We start from the raw sequence: 21,581 nt of genomic DNA, 5'->3' as shown, positions 1-21,581 counted from the left end.
GCTGCAACACTTGCCTCAGCGAGCCAACCTCAAAGAACTAAACATTAACCCCCGTTGCACTTCGGTTTGAAACCGCCCCGGAACACGCCCGCGTTGTTGATCAGGATATCGACGCCGCCGAAATCCTGCGTCGCCCGTTCGACGAGCGCCGTCGCGGTCGCGGGCTTCGCGATGTCGCCCGCGTGATAGCGCACATGCGCGCCGCTCGGATCGATATCGGCGGCGGCTTGGTGGAGCTTCGCCTCATCGCGTCCGCTGATCACGACCTTCGCGCCCGCCTCGACGAGACGCGCGGCGACTTCCTTGCCGATGCCCGATCCTCCGCCCGTGACGATGGCGACCTTGGAAGAAAAACTATGGTTCATGATAATTCCTCGAATCTGAATGGTGCCCAGACGCTCAAAATGCATCTGCATGTAAGCATTCTGCTCAGTCTGCTTCCCTTGCACAAATCAGATATTCTGTCCGCCTCTGATAGAAAAACTTTGCATGATGAAAATCCCCGTTTATCTGAACGCGATCCGTGCGTTCGAAGCCAGCGCACGGCACCAAAGCTTTTCCGCCGCTGCGGAGGAACTGAGCGTGACGCCCGCTGCGGTCGGGCAACTCGTCCGCGGTCTCGAAGCGTGGCTAGGCACGTCGCTGTTCGTTCGCGGTACAGGTGGGCGCGCGCGGCTCGTGCCGACCGACGTCGCCGAGCGTGCGCTGCCGGATATCCGCGCGGGCTTCGATCGGCTGACGCTCGGACTCGAACGCCTGAAGGAAGGATCGGCGAACGGCGTGCTCACGGTGACGGTCAGCCCGGCGTTCGCCGCCAAATGGCTATTGCCGCGCATCGAACGGTTTCAGACCGCGTGCCCCGATATCGACGTGCGGCTCGACACGAGCCTCAAACTGCTCGATTTCGTCGCGCAGGGCATCGATATCGGCGTGCGCTACGGTGCGGGAACGTGGCCGGGACTCGCCGCCGAGAAGCTGATGGATGAGGAGTTCTATCCCGTCTGCTCGCCGAAGCTATCGAAACGGACGACATGGCGCGCGCCGCGTGAACTCGCTCGCGAGACCTTGATCCACGATCTTTCCGTCGACAGTCAGGCGGGCTTCGCGTCGTGGAGCGCGTGGTTCGCGAATGCGGGCGTGCAGAAGGCGGCAACCAGTCGCGGATTGAAGATCAACAACTCGGCCGCCGTTTTGCAGGCCGCGATCGATGGACAAGGCATCGCGCTCGCGCGCAGCGTGATGGTGCACGACGATATCGCTGCCGGCCGATTGATCCGGCTCTTTCCGGATATCGCGTTCACGTCGCCGCTCAGTTACTACGTGGTGTATCGACCGGAGCGCGCGAGCCTGCCTCGGCTCGCGGCGTTTCGCGACTGGCTCGTGCGCGAAGCACGCGACGCGCGGCCTTAGAAGCGATGGCGCAAGCCGACTGTCGCTTCGACCTGATTGCTCGTCGACGAAGGCGCCGTGAGGCCGTTGATCCACGCCACGCCCAGCGGCGAATTCGCGCTCGCGCTCACGCCTTGCCACACGCCTTGAATGTAGACATCGGTGCGGCGCGAGAAGCTATAGCCGGCCATCGCGCTGACCTGGTTCCAGTGCGGATTGCCCGCGCCCGAGAGCCCGCCCGCGCGCGAATACGTGTACGCGGCGGAGAGTTCGACGGCAGGCGTCAGTGCATAACGCACGTTGCCTTCGAAGTTCTGGACATGCGTGCTCAGGCCGGTCTGGAACAGCTCAGTCAGGTTCGTCTGCGTGTAGACGAGGCCCGCCACCGCCGGGCCGATTGCATAGCTCACGCCCGCGCCCCACGTCTGCTGACGGCTCGACACTGCGCCCAGCGGCACGGCCGAATTCGTGAGCACGCCTTGCAGCGAGGAACCGGTGGTATCGGTGACGGCGCCGTTGGTATTGAGCTGTCCCGGCGTCGCGGCGTCGCTATTGAGTTGCAGGAACGCCGCGCCGAAATTGAGCGGCCCCCACATATACGAAACGCCGAAGCTATACGCACGATTGTTCGAAAAACCGCCGGCCTGATTCGAAAAACCATATAACGCGCCGAGCTTGAATCCCGCGAAATCGGGACTCTGATACTTCACCGCGTTATTGATCTGGAACGAATCGTTGAGGTTATCGATATCGAATGGATGCGCGAAGTGCGTGCCGCCATACTCCGTTCCTGTCAGCGAAAGCGGCGCGACGAAATCGACCATATCGTCGGTCTGCCGGCCGAACGTGATGACGCCGTAATCGCGGCTCGACAATCCGACATACGCCTCGCGATTGAAGATGCGGTTATTGACGGTGTATTGCCCGTTGTTCAGATTGAAGCCGCTTTCCAGATTGAAGATAGCTTTCAATCCCCCGCCGAGATCTTCCGCGCCGCGCAAACCCCATCGGCTGTACTGGACCGGGCCGCTTTTCAGTTCCCAGTTGCTGTGGCCGCCGCCGGTCGGCGTGAGCTGATTGTTCGAATACGTGATACCGGCATCGATGAGACCGTAGAGCGTCACACTGCTCTGCGCGTGGGCCGCGCCCGCAAGTGTGAACATCGTCGTTGCGCCGGTTATAAGCAACTTGTTCATTTGCCTGGGCTCCATCGACTTACGGAAAGACGCCGTCTATTCCACCCACTTTATGCGACCGAATCGGCAACCGGCAACCTTAAAATTTCGCACGCCGTCGTGGAGCCAGGTAAATGCTTAAAAGTCGTGCTTCACGGAGAAGGTCATGCTCTTTTCATGCTCGTGATTCGCGCCCACTTGCGGGTTGGCACGAAAATGCCAGTCGTCGTCATCGCTCGTGAAATCGTCGCGCGGCGGCAACGGAGCGGCGGGCGCAGCGTTCGGCAAAATCGGTAGCGGATACGCACGGGCGAGCTGATTCAGATCCGGATGCACGTTCCTGTCGTATTTCGACAACGTGACGGCCGCCAGCGCGTCGAGCGTGCCTTTGAAGGGATAGCGCTGATGTCCGAGCCTGACCGGATGCGCGCCCGCGGTCGACACGATGGCCGGCGCTGGAAAGAACAGCACATTCGCCGCCACGCGCTGATTGGGAATCAGGCGGATCTCCTCACTGGCTGATGCAATGCTGCCGACAAGAAAAACCACGATGCCGGCGAGCCAATACCTTTGGATACGGCGTGTCATCGGTTGCCTGTAGACGCTACGGTCGAATGAAATTCAGCGCTCTTAAATCATTTTAATTCATTTGACGCTTTCTTTCCTGACGATGACGCCATCATGAAAATGGTGCCGGGCGAATCGTGTCCGAGGATTGTGCCGAGAATCGAAATGAGCCATTAATTCGTTCGACTCGATTCACATCCGAGCACGCAGCAACTATCTTAAAGAGCGTCCCGAATCTGCCAATGCCGTCCCGGAGATCACACCATGCTCGCGCGCAAGCTTCGATTCATTGCTTTGTCCACTGCAATACTCGTCTGCGCCGCACCGAATGCCTCTTTCGCGACGGAACAGGCGCAGCAGCGCCAGGCGGCACGCGGCGTCCGCCAGGACACGCGTCAGCACGCCCGCCATACGAAGCAGGATTGCCGCGCCGCGAATCAGCAATCCAACTCGCATTGCCGTCAGGAAAAACGCGACACGAAACAGCATGGGCGACAGGCAGCCCGCAACATCAAATACTGAGTTCGCAGGACAGCTTTTCTGTCGGTCGCAATACCGCAATTGCCGATGAACCTTCATGAAAGGAGAGGTCGCAATGAGCAAGCATTCCAGAAATGGCGCGTCGCATTCTTCCGCCCTCGAAGGCGAAGAACTACGCCTCGTCGATGCATGGTGGCGCGCGTGCAATTATCTTTCGGCGGGGATGATCTTTCTCGCCGACAATCCGCTGCTGCGCGAACCGCTGAAGGCCGAGCACGTGAAGCATCGGCTGCTCGGACACTGGGGCGCGAGCCCCGCGCTGTCGTTCGTGTGGGCGCATCTGAATCGCGTGATCAGGCGCGACGATCTCGACGTGATCTTCATGGCCGGCCCCGGTCACGGCGCGCCGGGCGTGCTCGGTCCCGCGTATCTCGAAGGCACGTATTCGGAGGTCTATCCCGACAAGAGCGAAGATATCGAAGGCATGCAGAAGTTCTTCAAGCAGTTTTCGTTTCCTGGACATATCGGTTCGCATGTGACGCCCGAAACGCCGGGATCGATTCATGAAGGCGGCGAACTCGGCTATAGCCTTTCTCACGCCTATGGCGCTGCATTGGACAATCCTCAATTAATCGTCGCATGCGTCGTCGGCGATGGCGAAGCGGAAACCGGCCCGCTCGCCACTGCCTGGCATTCGAACAAGTTCATCAATCCCGCGCGCGATGGCGCCGTGCTGCCGATACTGAACCTCAACGGCTACAAGATCGCCAATCCGACGATTCTCGCGCGCATCAGCCATGATGAGCTGGAGGCGTTGTTCGTCGGCTATGGTTATCGGCCGTATTTCGTCGAGGGATCGGATCACGAAGAGATGCACAAGAAGATGGCGGAAACGCTCGACGCCGCCACCGGCGAGATTCGCGCGATCTGGGAGAAAGCGCGCAATGGGAAAGTTATCGAACGTCCGCGCTGGCCGATGATCGTCTTACGCACACCCAAAGGCTGGACCGGTCCGAAGGAAATCAACGGTCACAAAGTGGAAGGTTCGTGGCGCGCGCATCAGGTGCCGTTCTCCGATGTCCATAACAATCCTGCGAATCTCGCTGTGCTCGAACGCTGGATGCAAAGCTACAAGCCCGAAGAGCTATTCGATGAAACCGGCCGTCTGCGTGAAGAGATTCGCGCGATCGCGCCAACCGGCGCGCGACGCATGAGCGCGAATCCGCATACGAACGGCGGCGTGCTGCGCAAGGAACTCAAGCTGCCCGATTTCCGCAACTATGCCGTCGATGTCGGTCAGGCCGGCAGAATCCAGCATGAGAATACGCGTCCGCTCGGAGCCTTTCTGCGCGACGTCATGCGTTGCAACATGGACCGGTTCCGCGTGTTCGGCCCGGATGAGACCGCATCGAATCGGCTTCAGGCTATTTATGAAGTCAGCAAGAAAGTCTGGATGGCCGATCTTCTTCCGGAAGACGAAGACGGCGGCGAGTTGTCACGCGACGGACGTGTGATGGAAATGCTTTCCGAGCACACGCTGCTCGGATGGCTCGAAGGCTATCTGCTTTCTGGGCGGCATGGCTTCTTCCATACCTATGAAGCGTTCGCGCATGTGATCGATTCGATGTTCAACCAGCACGCGAAATGGCTCGATATCTGCAAGAACCATGTGCCGTGGCGCGCGTCGGTTTCGTCGGAAACGATTCTGCTTTCTTCGACCGTGTGGCGGCAGGACCACAATGGCTTCTCGCATCAGGACCCGGGCTTCATCGATCTCGTCACGAACAAGAGTCCATCGGTGACGCGCGTGTATCTTCCGCCCGATGCCAACACGTTGCTCGTCGTCGCCGATCAATGTCTGCGCTCGAAGGACTGCATCAACGTGATCGTCGCGGACAAGCAGAAGCATTTGCAGTTCACGACCATCGACGAAGCGATCATCCATTGCGCGAAAGGCATGGGCGTGTGGCGTCGCGCGAGCACCGACGAGAACGACGAGCCCGATGTCGTCCTCGCCTCGTGCGGCGATGTCGCGACGCAAGAAGCACTGGCCGCCGCGGCGATTCTTCGCGAGCGTCTGCCCGAGTTGAAACTGCGCTTCGTGAATGTGGTCGATCTGTTCAAGATGCAGCCGAATACCGAGCATCCGCATGGATCGAGCGTACGCAACTTCGAAAGCCTGTTCACGCTCGACAAGCCGGTGATCTTCAATTTCCACGGCTATCCGTGGCTGATTCACAGGCTCGCGTACCGGTTCCGCAATCACGACAACCTGCACGTGCGCGGCTATAAGGAGAAGGGCAACATCAATACGCCGCTCGAACTGGCGATACTCAATCAGGTCGATCGTTTCAATCTCGTCATTGATGTGCTCGATCGCGTGCCGCGTCTGCAGGCAAGGACTGCGCATTTGCGGGAAGACATGAAGAACACGATCATCCGTCACCTCGATTACGCGCATACGCATGGCACCGACAAACCGGAGATAGCCGAATGGGTGTGGCCGTTCTGACAGCGTTCAGGGCGATTCCTTGAGCACGCGAAGGTCCGGCTGCACGGCGCCATCCGTTGCAAGCCGGATTTCCGCGTGCGAGCGCTCGTTGCGTTCGGGCGATGCCTGAAGCTGCATTTGCGGCAGCATCATCTCGATACCCGCTTCGTCCATCTTGAGCTTGAGCCTCGCGTTGAACGCGCGCGCGACGCTCCATTGCTGCAGCGGCTTCGTCTTCATCTGCCCTTTCACGACGATGCAGTTCGCCTCGAAGCGTTCCAGTCCCCACACTTCGACCGGCCCGAGTATGTCGCTGCGAAAGCGAAAATCGTCGATCATCTCGGCGCCCACTTCGTTGATCATGCGCGTGATGTCGTCCAGCTTCGTCGCGAACGGCACGCGCACTTCGAACACCGCATTGGCGAAATCGCGCGACAGGTTCTTCACGATCTTGATCTGCGAGAACGGAATGGTGTGAACCGCGCCTTGCCCATCGCGCAGACGCACCGTGCGGATCGTGAGGTCCATCACGGTGCCCGCATGTCCGCCATCGATATCGATCCAGTCGCCGACCGAGATCGTCTCCTCAACGATGATGAAAAGCCCCGTGATCAGATCGGTGACGAGCGACTTTGCGCCGAAGCCGACCGCGAGACCGATCACACCGGCGCCCGCGAGCAGCGGCGTCAGGTTGATGCCAAGACTCGCGCACGCGACGATGGCCGCGAGACTCGCGACCGTCACGAAGATGCCGTTGCGCACGAGCGGCAGCATCGTGCGGGCGCGCACGCCGGGACTCAGCGCCTTGTTGCGCGAGCTGTTCGGGCCGAGCGCTTCGAGTATGAGCGTGTCGAGAAGAATCCAGATGAACCATGCGCCGAACACCGTCGCGACGACCGCGATCAGCGTGTGCCTGAAGGCGGGCGTCATCGCGCTGTGCTTGATGAGCCGCGCGATCGGTCCGCTCCATAACTCGAGCTCGAAACGCAGATACGCCAGCCAGATCAGAAGCACGATCAGGGTGCATCCGAAACGCAATAGCCGCGAAAGATGCGGCGCGCGGCGTTGCGCGCGCGTGTCGCGGCGGCGCGTCAGATGCAGCAGCATCGCGGACGCGAACAGCGTGAGCACGAGCAGCGCCGCGCTCAATAGCGAAGGCCGCAGCACGTCGCCTTCCGCGCCGCGCCCGTCGATGATCGCGACCACGGAGGCCACCGCGATCAGCAGGATCGGGATATGCCATAGCGATGCGAGGATATCGAGCGCTTCGGTTGCGAACTGGTGATCGCGCCTGCGCGCATACGGGCGATTGCGGATCAGATGCGTGACGGGCCGCCGGTAAGCCAGCGCGAAATAACCGGAGAGCAAGGCAGCGGCGAGACTCGCAAACGTCGACACGACGCCCGCGAGATTGGACCCGAGCTGGCGCGTGACATCGGCGTTGGCGGTCGCATCGCCGAGCGCGCCGCATGCGCCGATCGCAAAGAGCGGCCAGAGCGTGCGCCCGAGCAATTGCTGCACGGCCACGCGCCGATGCGCCGTGCTGAACACCGAGAACACGATCATGCAGATCGCGGAAAAGATCGAACCCGCGACGATCGCGTAAGCAATGACGAGCCCGAGCGTGCGGCCGAGCGCATCGGGCATCGCGCGTACGAAGAGCAGCACCGCGATGAACGCGACGACCCACGGCCCGCTTTGACGCAGCGCGAAAAAGAGCAGTTGCATCGAGGTCGGATTCGGCGCGAGCGCGACGTCCCGGCCATAGCGCGCGAAGATGCGCCGCTGCAAGCGGATCAACGCATACGCGCACAGTCCCCAACCCGCGAGCGTCGCGCCCATGCCCGCGACGATCCTGCCGAACGACTCGCCTTTCGCGCCCGTGACGACCGCTTGCAGCTCGCCCGCGGCCGCATCGCCGCGCGCCGCCCAGAAACGCAACGGCGTGATGCCTTCGCTCAGATTCGTTTCGACCGATGCGATGCCCGATGCGATCGCGCCGAGCAGATCGGCATTGGCGGGCGCGGATGCGGGCGTGGCCGGCGTGCTGTTTTGCGTTGCATCGCGCAGCACTTTGAGTTGCGCGACGAATGCGCTGCGTTGCGCGTCGTTGTCGAGCGTGCCGATGATAGTGTTCAGCGAACGCACCATTTCCGCCCGGCTCGCGGGCGATGGCGCGGACGCAGCGGGCGCGCCGGACGCCGGCTGCGGCGCGATGAACTTCTGCATCGCGGCGGGCAATGGCGCGGCCATCGACGGGAACATGCACGCCACACAGCCGATGAAGACGGCGAGCGCGATCAGAACATGCCCCGCTTCGATACGCCGCGTGAATGCGCTCATGGAGTGGCCCTCCAGGATGTCATCCCGTTTCGCGGAATCGCGAACGATTTCGATAGACCGCAGGCGCGGTCTGTTCAACCCTCGGGCAAAGAGTAGCCTATCGAATTCACGCGTGCCATCGGCAATACGCGGCGCGAGAGAACAACGCGCTCTATTCGCCCGCGCCGCTCAGCACGACACGCCGAAAGAACTGCGCGAGCACGTCTTCGGCGAATTGCGCCGGCACCGATTGCGGGTCCGACGAATAAAAAAACTGCACGCCGTCGCACAGCGCGATGAGACCGAGCGCCATCTGCTCCGGCGGCATCGTGAGCGGCGTGCCCACGCGTTCAGAGAATGCGCGGATGTAATCGGTCGTGGTCTGACGCAGCTCGCGCATCAGGGCGTTGAAGCTTGCGCGAAAGGTCGCGTCGCGGCTCGCGTGCAGCTTCGCTTCGACCCACAGCAAAAAGCACGCGTTGTTCTGATAACACTCGCTGTAGTACTGCAGCACGCGCGCTTCCATGTCGGCGCGCGAGGCCTCGCCATCTTCGAAAAGGGTGGAAAGGCGCTCCATGATCGCGTCGTGATCGCGCTTGAGCACTTCGAGCAGCAGCTCGGCCTTGCTCGAAAAATTCGAATAGAACGCGCCGCGCGTATAGCCCGCGTCGGCGGCCACGTCCTCGACGCTCGATGCGCCGAAGCCCTTCTTGATGAAAACCGCCTGCGCAGCGTCGAGCAGACGCTGGCGCGTCTGGTCACGGCTCTGCTCGCGGGTGAGACGTACTGGTTTCATGCGCGAAGTGTAGCATCGCGGAGCTTACAAATCCGGCTTTGCATTCAGATACAAGTGTGTATTAGAATTCACTTCGTATTCTTGTCCGGATCGTCGAAACCCTTGCCGGACGGGGCTTTCAGGTCGATGCACCGATTTCCCCGCTCACGCTCGTTCTCGAAATTGCCGCCGGATAGCCCATTTTCCCTGCTTCGCCCATGAGCGGCGCGTCGCTTGCGCAAGGCGCGCAGCACCATGCCCTTGCGGGCGCCGAGGTTCCTGTGAAGCTCTTGCAATCACCCGCGCCCGTCGTGGCGCGCGCGGCATTCGTACCCATCCTCTGTATCGCGCTCGCCGCCTGCAAACGGCAGGAGGCGCCGCCGCCCGCGCCGCGTCCGGTCGTCGCCGTTGCGGCACAGGCCGATGGCCACGCGAGCGCGTCCAGCCTCCCCGGTCAGGTTCAGTCGCGCTATTCGACGCCGCTCTCCTTTCGCATCAACGGCAAGATTCTGGAGCGGCGCGTGCGCCTCGGCGACAGCGTGAAAGCCGGCCAGATCGTCGCCCGGCTCGATCCCGCCGATGCCGAAAAGAACAGCGCCAGCGCCCGCGCACAACTCGATGCCGCCGAGCATCAACTGGTGTATGCGAAGCAGCAGCTCGATCGCGATCGCGCGCAGGCGGCGGAAAATCTCATCGCGCCCGCGCAACTCGAACAGACGCAGAACGCCTACGCATCCGCGCTCGCGCAGCGCAATCAGGCGCAGCAGCAGGCGGGACTTTCCGCCGATCAACTGCGCTACGCGACGCTCGCCGCCGACCACGCGGGCGTCATCACCGCGGAACAGGCCGACACCGGCCAGAACGTCACGGCGGGCCAGGCCGTCTACACGCTCGCATGGAGCGGCGATATCGACGTGATCTGCGACGTGCCCGAAGCCGCGCTCAGCGCGTTCGCCGTCGGCCACGAAGCGAGCGTGACGCTCGCGGCAGTGCCCGGGAAAACCTTCAAGGCGCGCGTGCGCGAGCTTTCCCCCGCCGCCGATACGCAAAGCCGCACCTGGCGCGCGAAGCTCACGCTCGAAGCGCCGACGCCCGACGTGCGTCTCGGCATGACGGCGGATATCGCGTTCGCCGCATCGAACGACGCGAAAGGCGCGTTCACGATTCCATCGACGGCGCTCTTTCACGACAACGGCCATCCCGCCGTTTGGATCGTCAAGCAACCGGGCGATGCGCTCGAACTGCGGCGCGTCGATGTCGCGCGCTATGGCGAGCGCACGGTGACCATCGCGGGCGGCGTCGCGGCGGGCGAGCGCATCGTGTGGCAAGGCGTGCATACGGTTTCCGCGGGCGAGAAAGTGCGCGTCGTCGCGCCGCTGCATCCCGAGGACTTCGCGTCATGAGCGACAACCGCGAAGACGACGCGTATCGGCACGAAGAAGGCCGCTTCAATCTCTCGGCGTGGGCGCTGCGGCATCGCGCACTCGTCGTGTTTCTCATAGCGATGGCGACGATCTTCGGCATCCTCGCGTACACGCGGCTCGCGCAATCGGAGGACCCGCCCTTCACGTTCCGCGTGATGGTGATCCGCACATTCTGGCCGGGCGCGACCGCGCGTCAGGTACAGGAGGAAGTGACCGACCGCATCGCGCGCAAGCTGCAAGAGACGCCGTACACGGACTTCATGCGCAGCTATTCGCGTCCCGGCGAATCGCTGATCTTCTTTCAGATGAAGGACTCCGCGCCCGCGAAGGACGTGCCCGACGAGTGGTATCAGATCCGCAAGAAAGTGGGCGATATCGCCGCCACTCTACCGCCCGGCACGCAAGGCCCGTTCTTCAACGACGAGTTCGGCGACGTCTACACCAACATCTACGCGCTCGAAGGCGACGGCTTCTCGCCCGCGCAACTGCACGATTACGCCGATGCCCTGCGCACCGTTCTCCTGCGCGTGCCGGGCGTCGCAAAGGTCGATTACTTCGGCGATCAGGAAGAGCGCATCTATGTCGAGATTCCCAACACCACGCTCACGCGTCTGAACCTATCGCCGCAGCAGATCGCGCAGGCCATCGACGGGCAGAACGCCGTGTCGGGCGCGGGCGTATTGACCACGCCCAACGACCGCGTGTTCGTGCGTCCAAGCGGTCAGTTCAGGAGCGTGGACGCGCTCGCCGATACGCTCATCAACGTGAACGGGCGTTCGTTCCGGCTCGGCGATATCGCGACGATCAAACGCGGCTACATCGATCCGCCCGCCACGCAGATGCGTTCGGCCGGTACGCCCGTGCTCGGCATCGGCATCACGATGCAGCCTGGCGAAGACGTCGTGCGTCTCGGCAAGTCGCTCGATGCGGAGATGGTCAGGCTGCGCGCGCAACTGCCCGCGGGTTTGAAGCTGACCGAAGTGTCGAGCATGCCGCACGCCGTTTCGCATTCCGTCGACGACTTTCTCGAAGCCGTCGCCGAAGCGGTCGTCATCGTGCTGATCGTGAGTCTCGTGTCGCTCGGCGTGCGAACGGGCATGGTCGTCGTGATCTCGATTCCGATCGTGCTCGCCGTCACCGCGCTCTTCATGTATCTGTTCGATATCGGCTTGCACAAGGTTTCGCTCGGCACGCTGATCCTCGCGCTCGGGCTGCTCGTCGATGACGCGATCATCGCCGTCGAGATGATGGCCGTGAAGCTCGAACAAGGCTGGAACCGCACGCGCGCCGCCGCGTTCGCGTACACGAGCACGGCGTTCCCGATGCTGACCGGCACGCTCGTCACGGTCGCGGGCTTTCTGCCGATCGCGCTCGCGAAATCCAGCACCGGCGAATACACGCGCTCGATCTTCGAAGTGTCGGCGATCGCGCTGATCGCGTCGTGGCTCGCGGCGGTCGTGCTGATTCCGCTGCTCGGCTACAAGCTCCTGCCCGAGCGCAAGAAGGAAGCGCATCTGCCCGACGATCACGAGCACGACATCTACGACACGAAGTTCTACGGACGCCTGCGCCGCTGGGTCGGCTGGTGCGTGAAGCGGCGCTTTGTCGTGCTCGCGATCACCGTCGTGCTGTTCCTCGTCGCGATGGCCGGCTTCACGCTCGTGCCGCAGCAGTTCTTCCCGAGCTCGGATCGGCCGGAGCTTCTGATCGACGTGCGGCTTCAGGAAGGCGCATCGTTCGACGCGACCTTGCGCGAAGCGAAGCGGCTCGAAGCGGCGTTGAAGGGCCGCGATGAAATCGATCACGTGGTGAGCTTCGTCGGCACCGGCGCGCCGCGTTTTTATCTGCCGCTCGATCAGCAATTGCCGACGCCGAACTTCGCGCAGTTCGTCGTCACCGCGAAGTCGGTTGAGGCGCGCGAAGCACTCGCGCGCTGGCTCGATCCGATGTTGCGCGAACGCCTCCCCGCCATACGCACGCGCCTGTCGCGTCTGGAGAATGGTCCGCCCGTCGGCTATCCGGTGCAGTTTCGCGTGAGCGGCGACGATATCGGCACGGTGCGTCACATCGCCGAGCAAGTCGCCGCCGACATGCGCGCCGACTCGCGCACGGCGAACGTGCAGTTCGACTGGGACGAGCCGTCGGAGCGCTCGGTGCGCTTCGAGATCGATCAGCAGAAAGCGCGCGATGCGGGCGTCACGTCGCAGGACATTTCGAGCTTTCTCGCGATGACGCTGACCGGCACCACCGTCACGCAATATCGCGAGCGCGACAAGCTGATCAGCGTCGACTTGCGTGCGCCGCGCGCCGAGCGTGTCGATCCGTCGCGGCTCGCGACGCTCGCGATGCCGACGCCGCACGGACCGGTGCCGTTGGGCGCGCTCGGCCGTGTTGTCGATACGCTCGAATACGGCGTGATCTGGGAACGCGACCGTCAGCCGACCATCACCGTGCAGTCGGACGTGAAGGGCGACGCGCAAGGCATCGACGTGACGCACGCCATCGACAAGAAGCTCGACGAGATTCGCCGCGCGCTGCCGGTGGGATATCGCGTGGAAGTGGGTGGATCGGTGGAGGAAAGCGGCAAGGGCCAGGCGTCGATCAATGCGCAAATGCCGGTGATGGTGATCGTCGTGCTCACGCTCCTGATGATTCAGTTGCAGAGCTTCTCGCGCGTGATGATGGTCGTGCTCACCGCGCCGCTCGGACTGATCGGCGTCGTCGTCACGCTGCTCGCGTTCGGCAAGCCGTTCGGCTTCGTCGCGATGCTCGGCGTCATCGCGATGTTCGGCATCATCATGCGCAACTCGGTGATTCTCGTCGATCAGATCGAGCAGGACATCGCCTCGGGTCACAAGCGATTCGACGCGATCATCGGCGCGACCGTGCGGCGTTTCCGGCCGATCACGCTCACCGCCGCCGCCGCCGTGCTCGCGCTGATTCCGCTTCTGCGCAGCAACTTTTTCGGCCCGATGGCGACCGCGCTGATGGGCGGCATCACGAGCGCGACCATCCTCACGCTCTTCTATCTGCCCGCGCTCTATGCCGCGTGGTTCCGCGTGAAGCTCGACGAACGCGAAGGAGCATCGACATGATTCGCCGGTTATCGATCAGCGCGGCGTGCCTCGCGCTCGGCGCATGCGCGCTCGGCCCCGATGGCAAGCCGCCCGCGATGCCGCAGCCCGCGCACTATGGCGTCGAGACACAAGCGCAGTCGAGCGTGACGGCCGAAGGCGCGTCGCAACGTTTCGATGTGGGCGCGAAACCCGTGCCCGAATGGTGGAAGCTGTATCGCTCGGATGCGCTGAACGCGCTCGTCGACGAAGGCTTGCGCGCGAGCCCGACTCTCGCGGCAGCGGACAAGAGTCTCGTCGCGGCGCGCGAACAGTTGCGCGCGCAAGTGGGTTCTTCGCTGTTGCCGCAGATCGATGCAGGCGGACAAGCGACGCGGCAACGCGGCCTCGGCATTCCCCAGGGCGGCCCGCCGACCGTGCTCTACAACCTGTTCGTCGGCCAGATTCAGGCGCAATACACGTTCGATCTCTTCGGCGCGGCGCGCTACGCGAATGCGGCGCTGGCCGCGCAGGTCGATCAGCAAGCCTTCCAGCTCGATGCCGCGCGCCGCGCGCTCGCCGCGAACATCGTGACGGGCGCGATCGGCGCGGCGGCGTTGCATGCGCAGATCGACGTGACCGAGCGTCTCGTCCGACTCGCCAAAGACGATGCGCACGATGCCGAACGGCGTTACGCGCTCGGCTCGGCATCGCGCGCCGACATGCTCGCCGCGCAGCAGAACGCGGCGACGCTCGCATCGCAATTGCCGGGCTTGCGTGCGCAATGGCTCGCGACGCGTCACGCGCTCGCCGTGCTGCTCGGACGCACGCCGGATCGGGCGCCCGTCGATCTCGATCTCGCGAGTCTCGCCGTGCCGTCCGATGTGCCCGTCGTGCTGCCATCGGAACTGCTGCAAACGCGCCCCGACATTCAGGCCGCCGATGCCGCTTTGAAAGCATCGGCCGCGCAAGTCGGCGTCGCGACGGCGCAGCTGTTTCCGAGCCTGTCGATATCCGCATCGATGGGCAAAGGCGGCTTCGACTGGCCGACCGCGCTCTCAGGCGCGGGCGCGTTGTGGAGTGTGGGCGCGTCGCTATCGCAGCCGATCTTTCATGGCGGCGCGCTGCTTGCGCAACGGCGCGCGGCCATCGCCACGTATGAGGCCGCCGTCGCGCAATACAAGCAGACCGTGCTCGCGGCGTTCCAGAATGTCGCGAACACGCTGGCGTCGCTCGAAACCGACAGCGAAACGCTCGCCTTCGCCGACAGCGCGAGCAGCGCGGCGCGCGATGCATCGGCGGATGCGGCGGCGCGCGTGCGTCTCGGCGCGATTGCACCGCGCGCCGCGCGTGGCAGCGAGCAGCAGTATCTCAATGCGCGCCTCGCGACGATTCGCGCGAGCAGCGCACGCCTGAGCGACACGGCCGCGCTCTTTCAGGCGATGGGCTCGCCCGTGGCGTCAAGTGCGAGCGTCGCAGGCCGGAAATAAAATCACGACTCGGGCTTCACCGCCCGAGACGGTCATTTCGATAATTCTTGAAATATCGAAATTAGTCCGTTATCGTTCGGGTCATGGACTCGAACCTCGTCGTACGCGCGCTCGGCGCGCTCGCTCATGAATCGCGGCTCGCGATTTTCCGTACCCTCGTCGTGGCCGGACCCGACGGCATGGCCGCCGGCGAAATCGCGCAGCAAGTTGGGCTCGCGCCGTCGAGTCTGTCGTTTCATCTCAAGGATCTCTCGCACGCCGAACTGGTGACGCCCCGGCAGGAAGGACGGTTCGTGTTCTACGCGGCCAACTTCGAGGCGATGAACGGTCTTATCGGCTTCCTGACGGAGAACTGCTGCGCGGGCGAGCCTTGCGCGGCAAGCGATTCGTCGAAATGCCGTGCTGGCTGACGATCCCTCGAAGCCCATGAGCACGACGAACGCCTCGCGCGGCAAGCGCACACCGGCCATCGGCTTTTTTGAGCGATACCTGACGATCTGGGTAGCGCTCTGCATCATTGCCGGCATCGGTCTCGGACAGATTTTCCCGGGACTCTTTCACGCTATCGGCGGCATGGAAGTCTCGCAGGTCAACTTGCCGGTCGGCCTGCTGATCTGGGTGATGATCATTCCGATGCTGGTCAAGATCGACTTCTCCGCGCTCGCGCAGGTCGGCGATCACTGGCGCGGCATCGGCGTGACCCTGCTCGTGAACTGGCTCGTCAAACCATTTTCGATGGCCCTTCTCGGCTGGATCTTCATTCGCCACGTCTTTGCTGCGTGGTTGCCCGCCGGTCAGCTCGACAGCTACATCGCAGGACTGATTCTGCTTGCGGCGGCTCCCTGCACGGCGATGGTTTTCGTGTGGTCCCAACTCTGCAAGGGCGATCCGTACTTCACGCTTTCGCAAGTCGCGCTCAATGACGCGATCATGGTCGTCGCCTTTGCGCCGCTCGTCGCGCTGTTGCTCGGGCTGTCGTCGATCGCGGTGCCGTGGAGCACGCTGATCGTCTCGGTCGGTCTCTATATCGTCGTTCCGGTCGTGCTCGCTCAATGGCTGCGCAAGCATCTGCTGGCCCGGGGCGAAGCCAGCTTCGGCCGCACGATCGCCCGTCTCGCTCCGTGGTCGATGGCCGCCCTGCTTACAACGCTCGTGCTGCTCTTCGGCTTCCAGGGCGAGGCTATTGCGCGGGAACCGCTCGTCATTGCGATGCTCGCCGTGCCCATCCTGATTCAGGTGCTCTTCAATTCGGGCCTGGCGTATCTGCTGAATCGCCGGCTCGGCGTCGCGCATTGCGTCGCCGGACCGTCCAGCCTGATCGCCGCGAGCAACTTCTTCGAACTCGCCGTGGCCACCGCCGTCAGCCTGTTCGGCTTTCATTCGGGCGCGACGCTGGCGACGGTCGTCGGCGTGCTCATCGAGGTGCCGGTCATGTTGTTCGTGACCGGGGCGATCAATCGCTCGCAGCGCTGGTATGAAGCTTCCGGATCAGCCGATACGCCACGTTCATGACGCGCTCTTCGCGCGAACCATCACACTTCCGGCCCATGCTTTCGAATCTGCCCAATCTGAGCGCCGCTCACGTCGACATTCCGGACAATGCGAAGCTCCAGCCGAGCTCGCCGTCCACCCATGCGCCGCGCATCCTGCTGTTGTACGGCTCGCTGCGCCCCACTTCCTACAGCCGATTCCTCACGCTGGAAGCCGAGCGGCTGCTGCAATTGTTCGGCGCCGACACACGCGTGTTCGATCCTCACGGCTTGCCCGTCGTCGACAGCGTGCCGGCCGATCATCCCAAGGTCGTCGAACTGCGCAAGCTCTCCGAGTGGTCCGAAGGACAGGTGTGGTGCAGCCCGGAGCGTCACGGCACGCTGACATCGGTGTTCAAGAATCAGATCGACTGGCTGCCGCTCGAATCCGCCGGAGTCCGGCCGACGCAAGGGCGCACGCTCGCGGTCATGCAGGTGTGCGGCGGTTCGCAGTCGTTCAATGCGGTGAATGCGCTTCGCGTGCTCGGACGATGGATGCGCATGGTGACCATCCCCAATCAGTCCTCCGTCGCGAAAGCCTGGCAGGAGTTCGACGAGCATGGCCGGATGAAGCCCTCCGCCTACTACGATCGTGTCGTCGACGTGATGGAGGAACTCGTCAAATTCACGCTGCTGGTGCGCGATCGGTCCGACTATCTCACGAGCCGCTATAGCGAACGCAAGGAAGCGCAGCCGCAGCAGGCAAGCACGCTCGCCGCGGCCGCGATGAATCACGAAGCCGACGCGAATGCGGACACCGACGACCGCGAAGCGCAATGAGCAGATGATCGCCCGGCTGATCCGATCAATCCGATAGCCCCCGCAGCGCTTGCTGCGGCGCGGCGGCGGGCATCGCCGCACGCCGCGCGAGCCATCGATAAGTCAGCGTCGCGCCCGCGATCGCAAGCGCCGACGGAATCAGGAAGTCGTGATCGAAACGCGTGAACTCGAGCATCAGCACGAGCGCGGTCAGCGGCATCTGCATCGCCGCGCCGAGAAACGCGCCCGCGCCGATGACCGCGAACGCGCCGAGCGGCGTGCCCGGCCAAATGCCGTTCCACGCGCTGCCGAGCACTATGCCGAGCAGCGCGCCGTTGGTGAGGCCCGGCGTGAGCAGGCCGCCTTGCGCGCCCGCGCGCAACGAGCTCACTTCGATCGTCACCTTCAGCACGAGCAGCACGCCGGCGAGCGCAAAGCTCACGTGATCTTCGAACGAAAGGCCCGCCGCGCCCTTGCCATTGCCCGCGAGTTGCGGGTAATAGATGACGAGCACGCCGATCAGCGCGAAGTTCAGAATCGACAGCAAAGGCAGCGCCTTGCCGCGCGGCGCGTTCTCGCGTGCGGCGCTCGTGAGCTTCGCGAAGAGCCGCGCGCCCGCGCCGAACACCGGCGCCATGACGACGGCCCATGCGAGCAGTTGCGCATTCAGCGCGAAATCCGGCAGATGATATTGATGACCGTCGCCGAGGCCGATCCACGCGACCATCGCCGCAATCGATGAAGTCGCGAACGCCGCCGCGATGATCGCGCCATCGAATGTGCAGAGCAGCACTTCGAGCACGAACACCGCGCCGCCGAGCGGCACGTTATAGACCGCGGCCAGCCCCGCGCCCGCGCCGCACGCCACCATGATGCGCGATTGCGCGGGCGTGAGACCCGCGTAGTGCGCGAGCCAGCCCGCCCACAACGAACCGATTTCGCGCGGCGCGACTTCGCGGCCGAGCGGCGAGCCCATCGCGACGGTGACGATCTGAAGGAGCGCATGCGCGACCGTGCTGCCGGGCGGCATGCGCGGATCGTCGGATTTGACGGCCTTCGCGATACTGACGAGCGGTTTGCCGAACCGGTGCACGCCCCACCAGCCGAAGCCCGCGATCACGCCGCAGAGCGTCAGCACGATGAAGCGCCGAGCGGGCGACGCACCCGAGATGCCTTCGAGAAAGCTCTCGCTGCCGATGAAGGCATCGAGGCTATAGCCGAACGCGACGTGCTGGATCAGATGCAGCAGCAGCGCCAGCGACATGCCGCCGAGCCCCGCGCCCAGCCCGACGAGCACGGTGACGGCGATGAGCTTCGCGCCTGGGTTCGTCGAGGGCATCGCGTTCACCTCGCGGAAAAAAAGACAGCTTAACTCGTCCTTCGTCCGCTGCTCTTCGCGCTGCGCACACGGTTTCGAAATCGCACGTTAGTTCTTGTCGGCCACGACCTGATCGAAGGTGCCGCCATCGGCGAAATGCGTTTTCTGCGCCTTTTGCCAGCTACCGAACATCTGCTCGACGGTGAAGGTCTTCAGCGGCTTGAACTCGCTCGCGTGCTTCGCGAGGACGTCGGCGTTGCGCGGACGCAGATGATGCTGCGCGATGATCTCCTGCGCAGCCGGCGTGAAGAGGAAGTCGAGATACGCCTGCGCTTCCTTGCGCGTGCCGCGCTTGTCGACCACCTTGTCGACGATCGACACCGGCGGTTCCGCGAGCAGACTCACCGACGGATACACGGCCTCGAATTCCTTCGCGCCCGGTCCGGCGCTCATGAGGCCGACTTCGTTCTCGAAGGTGACGAGTACATCGCCGATGCCGCGCTGCGTGAACGTCGTCGTCGCGCCCCGGCCGCCGGCATCGAGCACGGGCACGTTTTTGAAGACGGCTTTCTCGAAGTCCTGCGCCTGCGCATCGCTTGCGCCTTGCTGTTTCTTGTAGCCCCACGCGGCGAGATACGTGTAACGTCCGTTGCCCGATGTCTTCGGATTCGCGATCACCACCTGCACGCCGGGCCGCGCGAGATCGCTCCAGTCCTTGATGTTCTTCGGATTGCCCTTGTGGACGAGAAAGACCATCGTCGTCGTGTAGGGCGCGCTCGCGTCCGGCAGACGGCTGCGCCAGTTCGCGGGCACGAGCTGGCCGCGCTCGGCGAGCAAGTCGATATCGTTGGGCTGATTCATCGTCACGACATCCGCCTGCAGTCCCTGCGTCACCGACAGCGCCTGCGCGCTCGATGCACCGTGCGACTGCCGCACCGATACCGTCTCGCCCGCTTTCTTCTTGTAGTCCGCGACGAACGCCGCGTCGATATCCTTGTACAGCTCGCGCGTCACGTCGTACGACACGTTGAGCAGCGTCGTGTCGGCGTGCGCCACGCCTGCCGCGATACCGAGGGCCACGGTGATGACCAGCTTCTTGTAAACCGCCATTTTTTCTCCTGAAACAAGGGTTCAAATCGCACAACAGACAAAGGCCGCCCGAGGGCGGCCTTGCATGCATCACACGTTTTCAGACAGCGGGCTCAACCATATGCGCGCTGTTCCTCTTCTTCGTATTCGGCCGATGTGCGGCGCGCGAGCGTTTCGACGAAATGTTTCGCAAGCGGCCACGGCCCGAATCCCGCCGATGTATTGATATGCCCCGCATCGCCGAGATTCACGAACGCGCTGTTCAGACGCTGCGCGAGCGTGCGGGCATCGTCGAGCGGCATCCACGGATCGGTCTCGCTGCCGACGACGAGCGACAGCGTATCGAGCCTGCGCGCGTTGAACGCGCCCGCGAAACGGAACTTCGCCGGACTCGCGGGCGCGACGAACAACACGCCCTTTACGTGTGCGATATTCGCGTGAGCCGCGCCCGGGTGGCTCAGCGCATGCGCCGTCGCGAGACAGCCGAAGCTATGCGCCGCGATGACGACAGGACCGTCGATGCCCGCGAGCACGTCGCGAACGGCGTCGCTCCAGATCGCGAGATTCGGCGTGCTCCAGTCGCGCTGCTCGACGCGCCGCGCGCCCGGCATCTCGCCTTCGAGCCAGCTTTGCCAGTGCGCGTCCTCGCTGCCGTAAAGGCCGGGAACGGTCACGAGCGTGACCGGCGTTCCTTCATGTCGTGCACGTCGTGCATCAGGCGCATTACGCTCATTCATCTTCGATCCTCGCTCGACCGAACTGGTCAGACTCCATTCTCGGGCAGCGCACGGGCGCGGCTAACCAATATTTCGTCATTTGTTTATGGCGATCGGGGCGCAGCCCGCCGCTATAATCCCTGCTCGAAACGCCCGCCTTCCACGCCCTTCCCTTTCTCATGCCGACTCGTCGCCCATCCGTCTCGCTCGAATCGCACGTGCCGCTCTACACGCAGATCAAGGACGTGTTGCGCACCGGCATTCTCGATGGCCGTTATCCGCCGATGAGCCGCATGCCTTCGGAAAGCGAGCTGATGACGATGTTCGACGTGAGCCGCATCACCATTCGCCAGGCGCTCGGCGACCTGCAAAAAGAAGGGCTGATCTTCAAGGTGCACGGCAAAGGTTCGTTCGTGTCGCAACCGAAGGCCTTTCAGAACGTGACATCGTTGCAGGGTTTCGCGGAGGCGATGTCGGAAGGCGGACACGAGATCATCAACCGCGTCGTGCAGATGCGCGTCGTGGCCGCGCCTGCGGAAGTCGCCGCGCAACTGGCGCTTCCCGAAGGCAGCAGCGTCGCCGAGATTCATCGCGTGCGTCTGCTCAATCGCTTGCCCGTTTCGTACGAAGTGACGTTTCTGCCGGAAGCCATCGGAAAGCGTCTGAAGCGTGCGGAACTCGCCACGCGCGATATCTTCCTGATGCTCGAAAACGACTGCGCCGTGCCGCTCGGTCACGCCGATCTCGCGATCGACGCCATCGCCGCCGCGCCGGATATCGCGGATGCGCTCGACGTGAAGAAAGGCGCGCCGCTTCTGCGCATCGAACGCCTCACGCACGATGCCGACGGCGAGCCCATCGACTTCGAGTACCTCTATTTCCGTGGCGACACGTTTCAGTACCGGCTGCGTATCGATCGCGAGCGGCCCTCGTCCGGCACATCGCGCGTTATTCGAAGCAGGCACAAGCAAAGCAAAAACAATTGATTCCCTCGCAGTTCGCGC

19 protein-coding genes are annotated in these 21,581 nt (G+C 63.4%); 10 read left to right on the top strand and 9 right to left on the bottom strand.

Annotation, left to right across the window (positions count from 1 at the left end):
- Positions 1–44: 44 nt before the first annotated feature.
- The gene (locus tag AWB76_RS36290; protein WP_244173643.1) at positions 45–365 is read right to left on the bottom strand and encodes an SDR family NAD(P)-dependent oxidoreductase; all 321 of its coding nucleotides are present in this window, start codon (positions 363–365) and stop codon (positions 45–47) included.
- Between the two features lie 127 nt (positions 366–492).
- Between AWB76_RS36290 and gcvA the strand changes: the two genes are divergently transcribed.
- On the top strand, positions 493–1,410 hold the full coding sequence (gcvA, locus tag AWB76_RS36285; RefSeq protein ID WP_061164908.1) for a transcriptional regulator GcvA: 918 nt from the start codon (positions 493–495) through the stop codon (positions 1,408–1,410).
- Here the strand turns inward: gcvA and AWB76_RS36280 are convergent.
- Positions 1,407–2,585 carry a porin gene (locus tag AWB76_RS36280; protein ID WP_061164901.1) on the bottom strand — a complete coding sequence of 393 codons (1,179 nt, stop codon included), beginning with the start codon at positions 2,583–2,585 and terminating at the stop codon, positions 1,407–1,409. The two genes, gcvA and AWB76_RS36280, sit on opposite strands and share 4 nt — an antisense overlap.
- Positions 2,586–2,702: 117 nt before the next feature.
- Positions 2,703–3,152 carry a hypothetical protein gene (locus AWB76_RS36275; RefSeq protein WP_244173641.1) on the bottom strand — a complete coding sequence of 150 codons (450 nt, stop codon included), beginning with the start codon at positions 3,150–3,152 and terminating at the stop codon, positions 2,703–2,705.
- Between the two features lie 243 nt (positions 3,153–3,395).
- On the opposite strand from AWB76_RS36275, the gene AWB76_RS36270 reads away from it, so the two are divergent.
- Positions 3,396–3,653 (top strand): hypothetical protein, encoded by a 258-nt coding sequence (locus tag AWB76_RS36270; RefSeq protein WP_061164900.1) that lies wholly within the window; start codon positions 3,396–3,398, stop codon positions 3,651–3,653.
- Positions 3,654–3,726: 73 nt separating this feature from the next.
- Positions 3,727–6,123 (top strand): phosphoketolase family protein, encoded by a 2,397-nt coding sequence (locus AWB76_RS36265; protein WP_061164899.1) that lies wholly within the window; start codon positions 3,727–3,729, stop codon positions 6,121–6,123.
- Positions 6,124–6,129: 6 nt separating this feature from the next.
- Here the strand turns inward: AWB76_RS36265 and AWB76_RS36260 are convergent, their stop codons facing one another.
- The 3 genes from AWB76_RS36260 to AWB76_RS41330 all read right to left on the bottom strand — a co-directional run bounded on the left by AWB76_RS36260 (position 6,130) and on the right by AWB76_RS41330 (position 9,495).
- Positions 6,130–8,445 carry a mechanosensitive ion channel family protein gene (locus tag AWB76_RS36260; RefSeq protein ID WP_061164898.1) on the bottom strand — a complete coding sequence of 772 codons (2,316 nt, stop codon included), beginning with the start codon at positions 8,443–8,445 and terminating at the stop codon, positions 6,130–6,132.
- Positions 8,446–8,596: 151 nt separating this feature from the next.
- On the bottom strand, positions 8,597–9,220 hold the full coding sequence (locus AWB76_RS36255) for a TetR/AcrR family transcriptional regulator (RefSeq protein WP_061164897.1): 624 nt from the start codon (positions 9,218–9,220) through the stop codon (positions 8,597–8,599).
- A 68-nt stretch (positions 9,221–9,288) separates the two neighbouring features.
- The gene (locus AWB76_RS41330; RefSeq protein WP_157696299.1) at positions 9,289–9,495 is read right to left on the bottom strand and encodes a hypothetical protein; all 207 of its coding nucleotides are present in this window, start codon (positions 9,493–9,495) and stop codon (positions 9,289–9,291) included.
- On the opposite strand from AWB76_RS41330, the gene AWB76_RS36250 reads away from it, so the two are divergent.
- The 6 genes from AWB76_RS36250 to arsH all read left to right on the top strand — a co-directional run bounded on the left by AWB76_RS36250 (position 9,481) and on the right by arsH (position 17,475).
- On the top strand, positions 9,481–10,602 hold the full coding sequence (locus tag AWB76_RS36250; protein WP_061164906.1) for an efflux RND transporter periplasmic adaptor subunit: 1,122 nt from the start codon (positions 9,481–9,483) through the stop codon (positions 10,600–10,602). The genes AWB76_RS41330 and AWB76_RS36250 overlap by 15 nt on opposite strands.
- A complete protein-coding gene (locus tag AWB76_RS36245) occupies positions 10,599–13,718 on the top strand; it encodes an efflux RND transporter permease subunit (RefSeq protein WP_061164896.1) in 3,120 nt (1,039 codons plus the stop codon). The genes AWB76_RS36250 and AWB76_RS36245 overlap by 4 nt, the downstream gene beginning before the upstream one ends.
- Positions 13,715–15,166: an efflux transporter outer membrane subunit gene (locus AWB76_RS36240; protein ID WP_061164895.1), complete on the top strand. Its 1,452-nt coding sequence runs from the start codon at positions 13,715–13,717 to the stop codon at positions 15,164–15,166. The genes AWB76_RS36245 and AWB76_RS36240 overlap by 4 nt, the downstream gene beginning before the upstream one ends.
- 83 nt (positions 15,167–15,249) lie before the next feature.
- Positions 15,250–15,576 carry an ArsR/SmtB family transcription factor gene (locus AWB76_RS36235; RefSeq protein WP_061164894.1) on the top strand — a complete coding sequence of 109 codons (327 nt, stop codon included), beginning with the start codon at positions 15,250–15,252 and terminating at the stop codon, positions 15,574–15,576.
- Between the two features lie 16 nt (positions 15,577–15,592).
- Positions 15,593–16,678 carry an ACR3 family arsenite efflux transporter gene (gene arsB, locus AWB76_RS36230; protein ID WP_061164905.1) on the top strand — a complete coding sequence of 362 codons (1,086 nt, stop codon included), beginning with the start codon at positions 15,593–15,595 and terminating at the stop codon, positions 16,676–16,678.
- A 35-nt stretch (positions 16,679–16,713) separates the two neighbouring features.
- Positions 16,714–17,475 (top strand): arsenical resistance protein ArsH, encoded by a 762-nt coding sequence (gene arsH / locus AWB76_RS36225; RefSeq protein ID WP_061164893.1) that lies wholly within the window; start codon positions 16,714–16,716, stop codon positions 17,473–17,475.
- A 25-nt stretch (positions 17,476–17,500) separates the two neighbouring features.
- On the opposite strand, the gene AWB76_RS36220 is transcribed toward arsH, so the two are convergent.
- From AWB76_RS36220 to AWB76_RS36210, 3 genes are all read right to left on the bottom strand, one after another.
- On the bottom strand, positions 17,501–18,793 hold the full coding sequence (locus AWB76_RS36220; protein ID WP_061164904.1) for a chloride channel protein: 1,293 nt from the start codon (positions 18,791–18,793) through the stop codon (positions 17,501–17,503).
- Between the two features lie 87 nt (positions 18,794–18,880).
- On the bottom strand, positions 18,881–19,882 hold the full coding sequence (locus AWB76_RS36215) for a sulfate ABC transporter substrate-binding protein (RefSeq protein ID WP_061164892.1): 1,002 nt from the start codon (positions 19,880–19,882) through the stop codon (positions 18,881–18,883).
- Positions 19,883–19,974: 92 nt separating this feature from the next.
- Positions 19,975–20,598, bottom strand: coding sequence for an RBBP9/YdeN family alpha/beta hydrolase (locus AWB76_RS36210; protein WP_061164891.1), 624 nt, complete (start codon positions 20,596–20,598; stop codon positions 19,975–19,977).
- A gap of 158 nt (positions 20,599–20,756) precedes the next feature.
- On the opposite strand from AWB76_RS36210, the gene AWB76_RS36205 reads away from it, so the two are divergent.
- Entirely contained in the window at positions 20,757–21,563 is an 807-nt protein-coding gene (locus AWB76_RS36205; RefSeq protein WP_061164890.1) for a GntR family transcriptional regulator, read from the top strand.
- Positions 21,564–21,581 lie beyond the last annotated feature (18 nt).

The sequence above is a fragment of the Caballeronia temeraria genome, assembly GCF_001544795.2.
GTDB lineage: Bacteria > Pseudomonadota > Gammaproteobacteria > Burkholderiales > Burkholderiaceae > Caballeronia > Caballeronia temeraria.
The sequence above is the reverse complement of the archived record's forward strand: the minus strand, read 5'-3'. Positions and strand labels throughout refer to the sequence as shown.